The sequence below is a fragment of the Amycolatopsis sp. SB7-3 genome, assembly GCF_041021335.1.
GTDB classification, from domain to species: Bacteria; Actinomycetota; Actinomycetes; order Mycobacteriales; family Pseudonocardiaceae; genus Amycolatopsis; species Amycolatopsis japonica.
This window is the reverse complement of the sequence record NZ_JBFPJQ010000001.1, coordinates 2,924,289-2,936,283: the sequence shown is the minus strand read 5'-3', so window position 1 is coordinate 2,936,283 and position 11,995 is coordinate 2,924,289. Positions and strand designations below refer to the sequence as shown.

Here is an 11,995-nt window from a genome sequence, read left to right as displayed (position 1 = left end):
GCGTAACGATCTCGTGAGTGATTCAGGCTGCGGTGAGGCGTCGGTCCGGGTGGTCGTGAGTGGTAAGTGACGTTAGAACGTCACTTACCACTCACGACCAACCGGACCCAGTTATCCACAGCCAGCGCCCTCCCCCCGCTGCTTGTCCACAGATCCGCTTCGAGCCACCCGCAACGACCCTCCACCGGCGATCGTCAGAGGGTGCCCATCAACAGACGCTGGTCGGAAGACTCCGTCCCGGCCGGACAACGCCCGAGCTGGCCGATCCTCCTGGCGGAGCAACAGGGAATCGTCTCGAGGGGGCAATTGCGCGCCTACGGTCAAACCATGTCGGACATCAGGGCGAATCTCGCGGCCGGACGCTGGCAGCGGGTTCTCCCACGGGTTTACTCGACGTTCACCGGCGACTTGTCACGCTCGGCCAAGATCCAAGCCGCGCTGCTCTACGGAGGCGGGTACGCGATTTTGAGCCATCGAACGGCCGCCGAAGAATGGAAAATCCTCCCGGTCATCGAAGGGCCTGTCGAAATCACGGTTCCGTACACCTTCTCCGCGATCTCGCAGACTCCCTTTGTCATCGTGCACAGGTCTCGCGCGCTGCCGCACATCGCCGCGGGAACGCATCCCCCACGAAGCAAGGTGACGGACACGATCCTTGATCTGGCCGCCGCCCAGCGGACCCCGCACCAGGCGACGAACACCATCGTCGACTTGCTCGGCCGGACCAGGACGTCCGTGGCCGCCATGGAGGCGTGCGTGCTGGTCCGGCCGCCGTTCCGCTATCGGCCCGCCATTCGATACGGCCTCGCCCTCGTCGGCGGGGGATTGATGTCGGCTCTCGAAGTGGCCTACCTGGAAAAGGTCGAGGACGAGCACGGATTACCGCGCGGAAACCGGCAAACGCCGATCGAGGTGGACGGCAAAACGCTCTGGGAGGACGTCACCTACGACGATCACGGCGCCGCGATGACGGTCCGGCTCGACGGTCGGGCGACCCATGCGATGGCAGGCATCGCATTCCGGGATCGCCGACGGGACAACGCGGCCGAACTGGCGGGACGGGCAAGACTCGTCAACGGCTGGCACGACGTCCAGGACTCGCCGTGCGAGGTGGCCGCCGAGGTCCGCACCATTCTGGTTCGCGAAGGTTGGGACCCGGCAGGGGCGCGGACGACGACTTGTTCGCGGTGCGGCGAGCGGCAGAACGGTCCGGGTGGTCGTGAGTGGTAAGTGACGTTAGAACGTCACTTACCACTCACGACGTCTTTTACCCGACCCACTTCGCCGCCAAACCCTCCCCGACGGAAGTCGCCTTCCCGTGGTTCTCGATGGGCGAGACCTTCGAGTTCTTGAAGCAGATGTACGTGACGCCCGAGTCGACGCCGCCGTTCTTCGGGTCCGGGTTGATGCCCAGCGCCTTCGCGGTCGCGTAGGACGCTTCGCCGATGATGTCCTTCGGGCCGGTGTCACCGATGACGGTGTAGAGCACCTTGTTGTTGTAGATCACCGCGCACGATCCGGCGCCCTTGAGGCCGGCCTTCTCGAAGTTCCACGTGCTGCTGATGCTCGGCACGACGATGTAGAGCGTCTCGTCGGCGACCAGCGCCTTGCCGTCGGAGCGCGGGTACGCGGTGCCGTCCTGGAACCACGGGTCGGTGTTCTTGTTGCACCGCGCGGTCGGCTGCCCGTCGCAGTCGACGTCCATGTCGGCCTTCCAGAACACGGCGCTCCCCGCGTCGCAGACCGCGATGGTCCGGCCGGTCTCCTCGTCGGTCTTGTACTTGCCGTTCGAGACCTGCTTGCAGCTGGTGGTCTTCGCCAGCAGCTGCTGCGCGGTCGGCCCGGCCTGGATCGAAGGGGCGGCCGCGGCCGTCGCCGCGGGGGCCAGTCCGGCGGCCACCACCATCGCCGAGAACAGGAGCAGTTTCCGCATACCGAGCACCCCTTAGTTAATAAAGCTTCTTTATCGAGGGTCCTCAGAATGCCTTCGCCGAAGTTTCAGCTCAAGGGTTATTTTCCCACCACACAAAGAAAACCGGTCAAAAGCGGGCAAGCCTGGCGACCCGCGACATGACCCGTCCCGCTCGGCGGTACAGGCCTTCCCGGTTACCGAGCACGCCGTCGATCCAGTCCTGATCGATGTCGTGCCGGACCTCCGTGCGCGGCCGCAGCCAGCTGTCGCGCGACACGGCCCCGCCTTCGTGCGTGTAGACCCGCGTCGCGCCGGAACGCCGGAGCCTGCTGAGCACCCGCCGGTCGTAGGCACCGAAGGGCGGCGCGTACGCGCGTACGGGTTCGCCACTCAGGTCCTCGAGCAGCTTCGGCGCGATTTCGAGTTCGCGCCGGGCGTGCCTGCCGTCGAGGCGCCGCCAATCGCGGTGCTCCCAGCCGTGCGAACCGATCGACATCCCCGCCTCGACCAGTTCGCGAAGACCGTCGGCGTCGACGAAACCCCGCTGCCCGATCCGGCCGGCCAGCGGGAAGAACTCGGCCGTGAGATCGCGCTCCACCAGTCTGGGGAGCGCGATCTCGACGTCCGAGACGTTGCCGTCGTCGAAGGTCAGCCCGACGTCTTCGCGTCCGGCCACCGAGTCGAGCACCCGCTCGAACTGCTCGACGGTCACCCATGTTTCGTCTTCGCCTGGATCCAGCGCGCGCACGGGTTTGCCCACGCCGCCAATCGCCAGGATCACCATCCGCGCCTCATTCGGGACCGAGTGTGTTTCCCGATTAATCGCGTTGGCGAATGGAGTAGTTACATGATCCCGCAAGGTGTCCACTAATGGATTACTTGCGGATCTCCAGGGTGCAGCACTTCGGGCCGCCGCCGGCCTTCCGCAGCTCGGAAATGTCCAGGAAGACGACCTCGTAGCCACGTTCGGTCAGCCGCGCCGCCAATCCGGTCGCCTCGACCGGCAGGACGACGTTGCGGCCGTCGGACACCCCGTTCAGGCCGAAACACTCAGCGTCGGCGCGGTCCGCGATTACCGCGTCGGGGAACATCCGCTCCAGCACCTTCCGCGACCCGGCCGAGAAGGCCTCCGGGTAGTAGGCGATCTGGGCGGACGTCGTGTCGGTCGCCTCGGCGAGCACGAACAGCGCGGTGTCGAGGTGGTAGTAGCTCGGGTCGATCAGCCGCAGCGAGACGACCGGGACGCCGAGGACCTCCTGCGCTTCGGCGTGCGCGGCCGGGTCGGTGCGGAAGCCGGTACCGGCGAGCAGGATCTTGCCTGTCCAGGCGAAGTCGCCTTCGGCCTCGTTGATCTTCTCGGGCATGGTGATGTCGCGGTAGCCGTGCTCGACGAACCAGCGGCGGAAGTGCTCGGCCTCGGCGGTGCGCTGCGGGGCGCGGAACCGCGAGCCGAGGACCCGCCCGTCGACGACGGTGCCGGAGTTCGCGGCGAACACCATGTCGGGCAGACCGGGCTGGGCGTCGATCTCCTCGACGGTGTGGCCGAGGCGTCGGTAGGTGTCGCGGAGTTCGGTCCACTGCGCCATCGCGGCGTCGACGCTGACCGGGACCGACGGGTCCATCCACGGGTTGATGACGTAATCCACCGCGAAGTACCGCGGCGGGCACATGAGGTAGCGGCGCGTCGTGGGTACACGGGGCTGCTGCTCCAGTTCCGGCATACCCGAAGGGTAAGGCTCACCTAATTCCGCAATCAATCGCTGTTCGCTGCGCATATACCTGCTAAACATTGCGTGTGAACACCATCGACCAGCGAATCGTTTCATGCCTGATGGCCAATGCGAGGTCCAGCTACGCCGACATCGGCAAAGTCGTCGGCCTGTCCGCGCCCGCGGTGAAACGACGGGTCGACAGACTGCTCGAAACCGGGGTCCTGCGCGGCTTCACCGCGGTCGTGGACCCCGAGGCGCTGGGCTGGGGCACCGAGGCGTTCGTCGAGATGACCTGCAACGGCAACATCACCCCCGCCCGGATCCGGGCCCGGCTGGAACCGCTGCCCGAGGTCGTCGCGGCCTACACGGTGTCCGGCGCTGCCGACGCGATCGTCCATCTGCGCGCTTCGGACATCCACCACCTCGAGACCGCGCTGGAACGGCTGCGCGGACTGGAGATCGTCGACCGCACGGTCTCCACCGTCGTCCTGTCTCGGCTACTGGAACGCCCGCCGACGCCCGAAGCGTGACACCCTCGACCGCGTGACCGATCAGATCCGCTCCAGCCATGACGGCGGCGTCGCCGTGCTCACCATCGACGCGCCCGCGACCCGCAACGCCCTGACCCTCGACTTGTCCGCGCAACTGGCCGAGGCCGTCTCGCGCGCCGAAGCCGACGAAAGTGTCCACGCCTTGGTCGTCACGGGCGCGCCACCGGCGTTCTGCGCGGGCGCCGATCTGGACACGCTCGCCGGCGCCCGGGAGGACGGACTCCGCGCGATCTATGACGGTTTTCTCTCGGTCGCGCGGTGTTCCCTGCCGACGATCGCCGCGGTCGGCGGGGCCGCCGTGGGCGCCGGGCTGAACCTCGCGCTCGCCGCGGACGTCCGCATCGTGGGACCGAAGGCGAAGTTCGTGGCCAGATTTCTCGATCTCGGCATCCATCCCGGCGGCGGGATGACGTGGATGATCCAGCGGCTCGTCGGCCCGCAGAAGGCCGCGGCGATGACACTCTTCGGTGAGGTCGTCGGCGCCGAAGCCGCTGTCGAATGCGGGCTCGCGCTCCGACTCGTCGAAGGAGATCTGGTCGAGGCCGCCCGTGAACTGGCGAAACCCGCTGTCGGCGCTCCGCGAGACGTCCTTCTGGCGACGAAGCGCACGCTGCGGCACACCGCCGCGCTGACCGACCATTCAGCCGCCGTCGACGCCGAGATCGAGCCCCAGGTGGCGTCACTCACCGCACCCGCGTTCACCGAACGGCTGGCCAGGTTGCGGGCTTCACTGTCCAACTGCTGATTGGTCCTCGACCGGACTTCACTACGCTGGAAGGAGATACGGCTCACAATCGGGCCGCATCGCCGACCGTTACCATCAGTAACAGATAAACCGGATAATCCCCGCTCAGCGACGAGCTCAGGACACTCGAGAAGTAGGTCCGGCCCGTTTTTACGGCAACCTGGGAAGTGTGCCGAGGACTAGCCTCGGGACATGGCACCTGTGACCTGTCCGACATCGCCGGGCGAGGCACGCCGATCTCCGGCACGGCCGGGGACGACGCACGTCGGGAGAGAGGGAATCCCTGACCTATGAGCACGAGTGCGAACGGCAACGGCTCCTTGTCGGCCGTCAGGCCCACCGAGGTCGCCAAGCTGGACCGGGTGGTCATCCGGTTCGCCGGCGACTCCGGTGACGGCATGCAGCTGACGGGCGACAGGTTCACCTCGGAAGCGGCCGCTTTCGGCAACGACCTGTCGACCATGCCGAACTTCCCCGCCGAGATCCGCGCGCCACAGGGCACCATCCCGGGCGTCTCGAGCTTCCAGGTGCACTTCGCCGACTACGACATCCTGACCCCGGGCGACCGGCCGGACGTCCTCGTCGCGATGAACCCCGCCGCCCTGAAGGCGAACCTCGCCGACGTCCCGGCGGGCGGGACGATCATCCTCAACACCGACGAGTTCTCCAAGCGGAACCTGGTCAAGGTCGGCTTCGAGAACGACCCCCTCGACGACGACACCCTTTCGGCCTATCAAGTCCACCGGGTCGCCATGTCGACGTTGACCAGGGGCGCGCTCGAAGAGACCGGACTGTCCAAAAAGGACGCCGAACGCGCGAAGAACATGTTCGCGCTCGGCCTGCTCTCCTGGATGTACCACCGGCCGACCGAAGGCACGGAACGCTTCCTGCGCGAGAAGTTCGCGAAGAAGGCCGACATCGCCGAGGCCAACATCCTGGCGTTCCGCGCCGGCTGGAACTACGGCGAGACGACGGAGTCGTTCGCGACGACGTACGAGGTCGCGCCCGCGAAGCTGAACCAGGGCACGTACCGCCAGATCACCGGGAACACCGCGCTGGCGTACGGGCTGGTCGCCGCCGGGCAGCAGTCGGGCCTGCAGATCCTGCTGGGCACGTACCCGATCACCCCGGCTTCGGACATCCTCCACGAGCTGTCCAAGCACAAGAACTACGGCATCCTCACCTTCCAGGCCGAGGACGAGATCGCCGGTATCGGCGCGGCGCTCGGCGCCTCCTACGGCGGTGCGCTGGGCGTCACCTCGACGTCCGGTCCCGGTGTCGCGCTGAAATCCGAGGCCATCGGGCTCGCGGTGATGACCGAACTGCCGCTGGTCGTCGTCGACGTCCAGCGCGGCGGCCCGTCGACCGGTCTGCCGACCAAGACCGAGCAGGCCGATCTGCTGCAGGCGATGTTCGGCCGCAACGGCGAATCACCGGTGCCGATCGTCGCGCCGCTGTCCCCCGCGGACTGCTTCGACGCGGCGCTGGAGGCCACCCGGATCGCGCTCAAGTACCGCACGCCGGTGTTCCTGCTGTCGGACGGCGCGATCGCGAACGGCTCCGAGCCGTGGCTGATCCCGAACGTCGAGGATCTGCCGGATCTGCGCGTGGAATTCGCCACCGAGCCGAATGCCGAGGACGGTTCCGGGGAATTCTGGCCGTATGTACGCGACCCCGAGACCCTCGCCCGCGAGTGGGCGCTGCCGGGCACCGCCGGGCTGCAGCATCGCATCGGCGGGCTGGAGAAGGCCGACAAGACCGGCCACATCTCCTACGACCCGGACAACCACGACAAGATGGTCCGGCTGCGCCAGGCCAAGATCGACGGCATCGACGTCCCCGACCTCGTCGTCGACGATCCGAGCGGCGGCAAGGCACGGGTGCTGGCACTCGGCTGGGGCTCGTCCTACGGACCGATCGGCGCCGCGTGCCGCCGCGTCCGCAAGGACGGCATGCCGATCGCGCAGGCGCATCTGCGCCATCTCAACCCGTTCCCCGGCAACCTCGGCGACGTACTCCGTTCGTACGACACGGTCGTCGTCCCGGAAATGAACCTCGGCCAGCTTTCGATGCTCTTGAGGGCCAAGTATCTCGTCGACGTGAAGTCGTACACGAAGGTCGCCGGGCTGCCCTTCAAGGCCGAAGAGCTGCAAGGCGTCTTCACGGAGATCATCACCAGTACGGAGGGGGCGAAGTGACCGCGATCGACCTGGGGATCCCCACCCTCGGCGGCTTGGACCTTGTGCCGACCGAGACCGAACCGCAGAAGGCCAAGGACTACAAGTCGGACCAGGAGGTCCGCTGGTGCCCCGGCTGCGGTGACTACGTCGTGCTCAACGCCGTGCAGTCGTTCCTGCCGACGCTCGGCCTCAAGCGCGAGAACATCGTGTTCATCTCGGGCATCGGGTGCTCGTCGCGATTCCCGTACTACCTGAACACCTACGGCATGCACTCGATCCACGGCCGGGCGCCGTCGATCGCGACCGGGCTCGCGACCGCGCGGCCCGATCTGTCGGTGTGGGTCGTCACCGGTGACGGCGACGCGCTGTCCATCGGCGGCAACCACCTGATCCACGCGTTGCGGCGCAACGTGAACATCAAGATCCTGCTGTTCAACAACCGGATCTACGGCCTCACCAAGGGCCAGTACTCGCCGACGTCCGGGCCGGGCATGGTCACGAAGTCCACCCCGATGGGCTCGGTCGACACCCCGTTCAACCCGCTTTCGCTGGCGATCGGCGCCGAGGCGTCGTTCGTGGGCCGCGCACTCGACTCGGACCGCAAGGGCCTGACCGAGGTGCTGGAAGCCGCCGCGAAACACCGCGGATCGGCGCTGGTGGAGATCTACCAGAACTGCCCGATCTTCAACGACGGCGCCTTCGACGTCCTCAAGGACAAGGACGAGGCCGCCACCCGGCTCATCCCGCTGAAGGCGGGCGAGCCGATCAAGTTCGGCCCGCAGGGCGAATACGGCGTCACGCGCGGCGGCTGGGCCGGGCTGGAGGTCGGGAAGGTCGCGAACATCGGCGAGGAGAACCTCGTCGTGCACGACCCCACGATCGAGGACACGGCGTACGCGTTCGCGCTTTCGCGGATCGGTGACCAGAACCTGAACCACGTGCCGACCGGCATCCTGCGGCAGGTCGAGCGGCCCACCTACGACGACCAGGCGCGTGCCCAGGTCGCGGAGGCGCAGGCCGCCCGCAAGCCGGATCTGCAGGGCCTGCTGCGCGGCAAGGACACCTGGACCGTCGTGTAGGTCTCCCCTCGAACGCAATGAAAGGTCCTTTCCTCGCAAATTTTGCGAGGAAAGGACCTTTCATTGCACTCAGGTGAGGGGCCGGAAGCCCACGCGTTCCGCATCGGCGGCGGTACGGAACCAGACCTCCGCGACCATCTTCGGGAACTGCTGCGAGTCCTCGGTGCAGTACCGCAGAGCCGTCACGCTCGCCTTGACCGCGAAGTCGTCGGCCGGACGGCCACCACCCGGCCGCGGCATCGCCGAACCGGGACCGAACGGGCCCGGCGGAACGGACTCGGCCACCGGAGCGGAGACCTGCCGCGCGGGCGGGGGCTCCGGCGCCGGCATCGCGTCGCCCGGCTGGACGGCGGGCTCGAACAGCGAACCGCTCTGCCCACCGGACAGCTCCGGCTCACGGCGTTCGATCGCGCGCATCGACGGCTGGATCGGCTGAGGCGGCTCGAAACCGCCGCGGACCGCGCCCCGCGGCGTGCGCTTAGGCAGCACCTGGGTGGCTTCGGCGGGCGTCTCGGGTTCCGATTCGAGGTGCCCGGCCTTCGCTTCTTCGTCCGACTCGAAGGCGTACGCGGGCGGATCGTGGAGCTCCTCTTCCCGCTCGAACCAGTTGGTCTCGACGGGTGCCTGCTCCGTCTCCACGCGCGACGCGGGGCTGAACAGCGACACCGGCTCCGGCTGCGTCTCGGCGCCTTCGGGGTCCAGCTGCATCTCCAGACGGGACCGGTACGGCCCCTCGCCCGGCAACGGCGGCTGGGGCTCGGGTTCCGGCTCCGGTTCGAGGTCCAGCTTCGAAGCGGGCTGGAGATAATCGGTCGCCGCGGCGACGTACGGGTTCTCCGGCTCGGGCGCAGGCTCGGGTTCCGGCTCCGGCAAGGCCGCCGGGATGTACTGCGTCCGCTCGGCCGCGGGCTCCGGGTCGGGTTCGGGCTCAGTCTGCTCCGCCGTGCGGTACTCGGCCTCGTACTCTTCTTCAGGCTCGAAGGTCTGCGTCGCGGCCGGGGTGTGCTCCGGCTCCTCGACAACGTTCTGAACAGGCTCCTCAGCGGGTTCGGTCCACTGCTGCGCGGGCTCCTGCTCGGTGAGCGTCTCGGGGTACGCGGGCTTCGGCTCCTCGACCGCCGCGAACTCCTCGTCCAGATCGTCGTGCGACGGCTTCGTGAGGTACGCGGTCCCGCCGGCGACGGCCGCGGCACCCGCGCCGAGGCTCACCCCGGCGGGCAGCCGGGACTTCTCGGCGTGCGCGGTGGCCAGCGAGCTTTCGAGCTCACGGATGCGCTTGCGCGCCGGGATCACCAGCACCAGCCAGGTGAGCAGCGCGCCGACGACGAACGCCAGCAGACTCCACAGCCAAACCTGTCCGAAAATGGACATCTAACCTGCCCTTTGTCAATGCGTTCGCGCGACCAGGTAGTCGGCGACCGATTCGCAGGCGTCCCGGGCGGGCGACGCGGGCAGCGCCGCGAGCTCGGCACGCGCCCGACGAGCGTAGTCGGAAAGAGTTTCGCGTGCGCGTTCGAGTCCGGACGAGGCCCGCAGCAGGCCGAGGGCCTCGGCGACGAGCTTGTCGTCGGAGATCGGGCCGGACAGCAGCTCGACCAGGCGCGGGTCGGTGGCCGGGTCGGCCAGCGCGTACAGCATGGGCAGCGTGCGGACGCCTTCGCGCAGGTCCGTGCCCTGCGCCTTGCCGAGCTCGTCTGAAGCGGAGGCGATGTCGATGACGTCGTCGGAGATCTGGAACGCCGTCCCGATGATGTCGCCGAAGCGGCGAAGCGCGTCGATGTACTCGTCGGGCGCGCCGGACATCATCCCGCCGAACCGGCCGGAGGTGGCGATCAGCGAACCGGTCTTCTGCGCGATGACCGTGAGGTAGTGCTCGACGGCGTCGTCGCCGTCGGCCGGGCCGACCGTCTCGCGCATCTGGCCGGTGACCAGCTCGCCGAAGGTCTCGGCGATGATCCGGGCCGCGTCGGTGCCGAGGTCGGCGACCAGCCGCGAGGCGTGCGCGAACAGGAAATCGCCGGTCAGGATGGCGATGGTGTTGTCCCAGCGGGCGTTGACGCTCTCCGCGCCGCGGCGCATCGTCGCCTCGTCCATCACGTCGTCGTGGTACAGCGTCGCGAGGTGCACCAGCTCGACGGCCGCGGCGGCGGTGACCACCTGGTCGCCCTGCTTCGGCCCGAACTGCGAGGCCAGCAGCGTGAACAGCGGACGGAAACGTTTGCCCCCCGCCTCGACCAGGTGCGAAGCGGCGTCCTCGACGGCCTTGACGTCACTGCGGACGACCTCGCGGAGCAGGGTCTCGACATCGGCGAGACCGGTCGCGAGGGTGCGCAGGAGCTGCTCGTCGGCGATCTGGAGCCCCACGGACGCGCGCAGGTCCTCGATGGCACCACCTGGGGCAGGTGAAGACACAGACACGTCGGCTCCGCTCTCTTTGACACCGTTCGGGGTTGGTCCCAGCGTAGTGGCTACCCGCTGAGGCCTGTTGACGTGCTGTCCTGCGGAAACGGTGACGAAGATGACACCCCCGCCGAGTATCCCGCGCCGTCGGGCGCGAACGGGTCAGCGGCGGCGGATCTTGATGTCGTCCATGCAGGTCGCCTTGCCCGCGACGTCGCGATACGGATAGCCCTTGGCGTCCAGCAGTTCCATGACCTTCAGCTCGGCCTCGTCGAGTACGTCACGTTCTTCCTCGCCCTGCAGCGTGATGCGGAAGGTGAACGCGCCGAGGTGCGCGCTGTAGGTGAGCAGGCCGTCCTCGGTGAACCCGATCGCCTGATGGTCGCTCAATTCCGCGAGGAGCCTGGCACGGGTGTCGGCGTCGGGGTGGTCGAACTTGCCGTTGACGAGGACGCGGTAGGTCGGCATACGCCCGAATATACAGACCTGTATCCGGATACGAACCCGAATATCCAATGGGTGTCCATGATCCACTGTCGAGTGAAACGACCGTCACGCGCGCAACGGGCGAATCCGACACGCAGATAGTGATGACAAAGGAAGAACGGCCAACCGGCTCGCTCTCCGTCACGTGAGGAGGACGTGGAAATGCGCATCACCATCGCAAGCCGGGCAGGCCTCGTCGGCGCACTGCTGCTGGCAGGTCTCGGCGCCGGGGTGTCTCCGGCCGCCGCTTCGAACCCGGCCGGAGTGGCTTCACTCGGCTCCGCCGCCTTCACCAAGGGCACCTCGGCGCCGATCTCGATCGCCTCGCTCGCCGACTGCGCGGTCGAGGGACCGACCAGCAACTCTTCCGGGGTCGTGACCAGGACCGGGATCACGTTCGGTGGCGGCACGACGACGTGCACGACCACCGTCGTCGACCCCGAAAACGACGTGACCACGACGAAGTCGGAAGCCAAGGGACAGAACTTCGAGCTGTCGGCACTGGTGTCGTCAAGCGGGCCGCGGATCAAGATCAGGTCCTACTCGGTCAGCTGCACGGCGACCCAGACCAGCACGAACGCCAGCTGGACCTACGGCGGCGCGACCGGGCTCGGCACCCTGCCGTCGCCGGTGCCGGTCGGCTACGTCAAGCCGATCACCAAGTCCAACGGCACACTGCTCGCCGAAGCGATCTTCAACGAGCAGACCTTGCCGGGCGACGGCAGCATCGGACTGACCATGCTGCGGATCAAGTTCGCTCCGGCCTCGAACATCACCGGCGAAGTGGTCATCGGGCGCACGGCCTGCTCCCCCACTCCGTAAGCCGGCCCGCCGGGAAAGGGGCGTCCGGAACCTGCCGGGCGCCCCTTTTCCATTCTGGCTTATATAAGCCTCTGCTGATATCTTGGCGGCAGCCGAGCAGAGGAGGGC

The 11,995-nt window shown here is 67.7% G+C and carries 12 protein-coding genes; 6 read left to right on the top strand and 6 right to left on the bottom strand.

All coding sequences use genetic code 11. The features are described 5' to 3' along the window. Window positions 1-201 precede the first annotated feature (201 nt). Complete coding sequence (locus tag AB8M46_RS14500) at window positions 202-1,230, top strand: hypothetical protein (RefSeq protein ID WP_394360478.1); 1,029 nt, start codon at window positions 202-204, stop codon at window positions 1,228-1,230. 37 nt (window positions 1,231-1,267) lie between these two features. Here the strand turns inward: AB8M46_RS14500 and AB8M46_RS14495 are convergent, their stop codons facing one another. The 3 genes from AB8M46_RS14495 to ddaH form a co-directional block, all read right to left on the bottom strand. After that, window positions 1,268-1,933: a glycoside hydrolase family 75 protein gene (locus AB8M46_RS14495; RefSeq protein WP_394360477.1), complete on the bottom strand. Its 666-nt coding sequence runs from the start codon at window positions 1,931-1,933 to the stop codon at window positions 1,268-1,270. A gap of 106 nt (window positions 1,934-2,039) precedes the next feature. Then, complete coding sequence (locus AB8M46_RS14490) at window positions 2,040-2,696, bottom strand: polysaccharide deacetylase family protein (RefSeq protein WP_037332868.1); 657 nt, start codon at window positions 2,694-2,696, stop codon at window positions 2,040-2,042. A 91-nt stretch (window positions 2,697-2,787) separates the two neighbouring features. After that, window positions 2,788-3,633 carry a dimethylargininase gene (ddaH, locus tag AB8M46_RS14485; RefSeq protein ID WP_199754870.1) on the bottom strand — a complete coding sequence of 282 codons (846 nt, stop codon included), beginning with the start codon at window positions 3,631-3,633 and terminating at the stop codon, window positions 2,788-2,790. 74 nt (window positions 3,634-3,707) lie between these two features. Here ddaH and AB8M46_RS14480 point away from each other — a divergent pair, with 74 nt between their 5' ends. From AB8M46_RS14480 to AB8M46_RS14465, 4 genes are all read left to right on the top strand, one after another. After that, window positions 3,708-4,154 (top strand): Lrp/AsnC family transcriptional regulator, encoded by a 447-nt coding sequence (locus AB8M46_RS14480; RefSeq protein WP_005151923.1) that lies wholly within the window; start codon window positions 3,708-3,710, stop codon window positions 4,152-4,154. A gap of 13 nt (window positions 4,155-4,167) precedes the next feature. Next, on the top strand, window positions 4,168-4,920 hold the full coding sequence (locus AB8M46_RS14475) for an enoyl-CoA hydratase (protein WP_037332870.1): 753 nt from the start codon (window positions 4,168-4,170) through the stop codon (window positions 4,918-4,920). A 290-nt stretch (window positions 4,921-5,210) separates the two neighbouring features. Next, window positions 5,211-7,118, top strand: coding sequence for a 2-oxoacid:acceptor oxidoreductase subunit alpha (locus tag AB8M46_RS14470; protein WP_125732040.1), 1,908 nt, complete (start codon window positions 5,211-5,213; stop codon window positions 7,116-7,118). Continuing rightward, window positions 7,115-8,179, top strand: a complete 1,065-nt coding sequence (locus tag AB8M46_RS14465) for a 2-oxoacid:ferredoxin oxidoreductase subunit beta (RefSeq protein WP_125732038.1) — start codon at window positions 7,115-7,117, stop codon at window positions 8,177-8,179. The genes AB8M46_RS14470 and AB8M46_RS14465 overlap by 4 nt, the downstream gene beginning before the upstream one ends. 69 nt (window positions 8,180-8,248) lie before the next feature. On the opposite strand, the gene AB8M46_RS14460 is transcribed toward AB8M46_RS14465, so the two are convergent. The 3 genes from AB8M46_RS14460 to AB8M46_RS14450 form a co-directional block, all read right to left on the bottom strand. Continuing rightward, window positions 8,249-9,550, bottom strand: coding sequence for a hypothetical protein (locus AB8M46_RS14460; protein WP_394360476.1), 1,302 nt, complete (start codon window positions 9,548-9,550; stop codon window positions 8,249-8,251). Window positions 9,551-9,565: 15 nt separating this feature from the next. Then, entirely contained in the window at window positions 9,566-10,591 is a 1,026-nt protein-coding gene (locus AB8M46_RS14455; protein ID WP_043847873.1) for a polyprenyl synthetase family protein, read from the bottom strand. 150 nt (window positions 10,592-10,741) lie between these two features. Beyond that, entirely contained in the window at window positions 10,742-11,047 is a 306-nt protein-coding gene (locus AB8M46_RS14450; RefSeq protein WP_037332883.1) for a DUF6204 family protein, read from the bottom strand. A gap of 180 nt (window positions 11,048-11,227) precedes the next feature. Here AB8M46_RS14450 and AB8M46_RS14445 point away from each other — a divergent pair, with 180 nt between their 5' ends. Then, window positions 11,228-11,887, top strand: coding sequence for a hypothetical protein (locus AB8M46_RS14445; RefSeq protein WP_125732034.1), 660 nt, complete (start codon window positions 11,228-11,230; stop codon window positions 11,885-11,887). The last annotated feature ends 108 nt before the right edge of the window (window positions 11,888-11,995 follow it).

Bases quoted from the DNA above. Each gene is read 5' to 3' on its own strand.
- AB8M46_RS14495 (WP_394360477.1), bottom strand. From the start codon at position 1,933: ATGCGGAAACTGCTCCTGTTCTCGGCGATGGTGGTGGCCGCCGGACTG.
- AB8M46_RS14490 (WP_037332868.1), bottom strand. From the start codon at position 2,696: ATGGTGATCCTGGCGATTGGCGGCGTGGGCAAACCCGTGCGCGCGCTG.
- ddaH (WP_199754870.1), bottom strand. From the start codon at position 3,633: ATGCCGGAACTGGAGCAGCAGCCCCGTGTACCCACGACGCGCCGCTAC.
- AB8M46_RS14470 (WP_125732040.1), top strand. From the start codon at position 5,211: ATGAGCACGAGTGCGAACGGCAACGGCTCCTTGTCGGCCGTCAGGCCC.
- AB8M46_RS14460 (WP_394360476.1), bottom strand. From the start codon at position 9,550: ATGTCCATTTTCGGACAGGTTTGGCTGTGGAGTCTGCTGGCGTTCGTC.
- AB8M46_RS14450 (WP_037332883.1), bottom strand. From the start codon at position 11,047: ATGCCGACCTACCGCGTCCTCGTCAACGGCAAGTTCGACCACCCCGAC.
- AB8M46_RS14445 (WP_125732034.1), top strand. From the start codon at position 11,228: ATGCGCATCACCATCGCAAGCCGGGCAGGCCTCGTCGGCGCACTGCTG.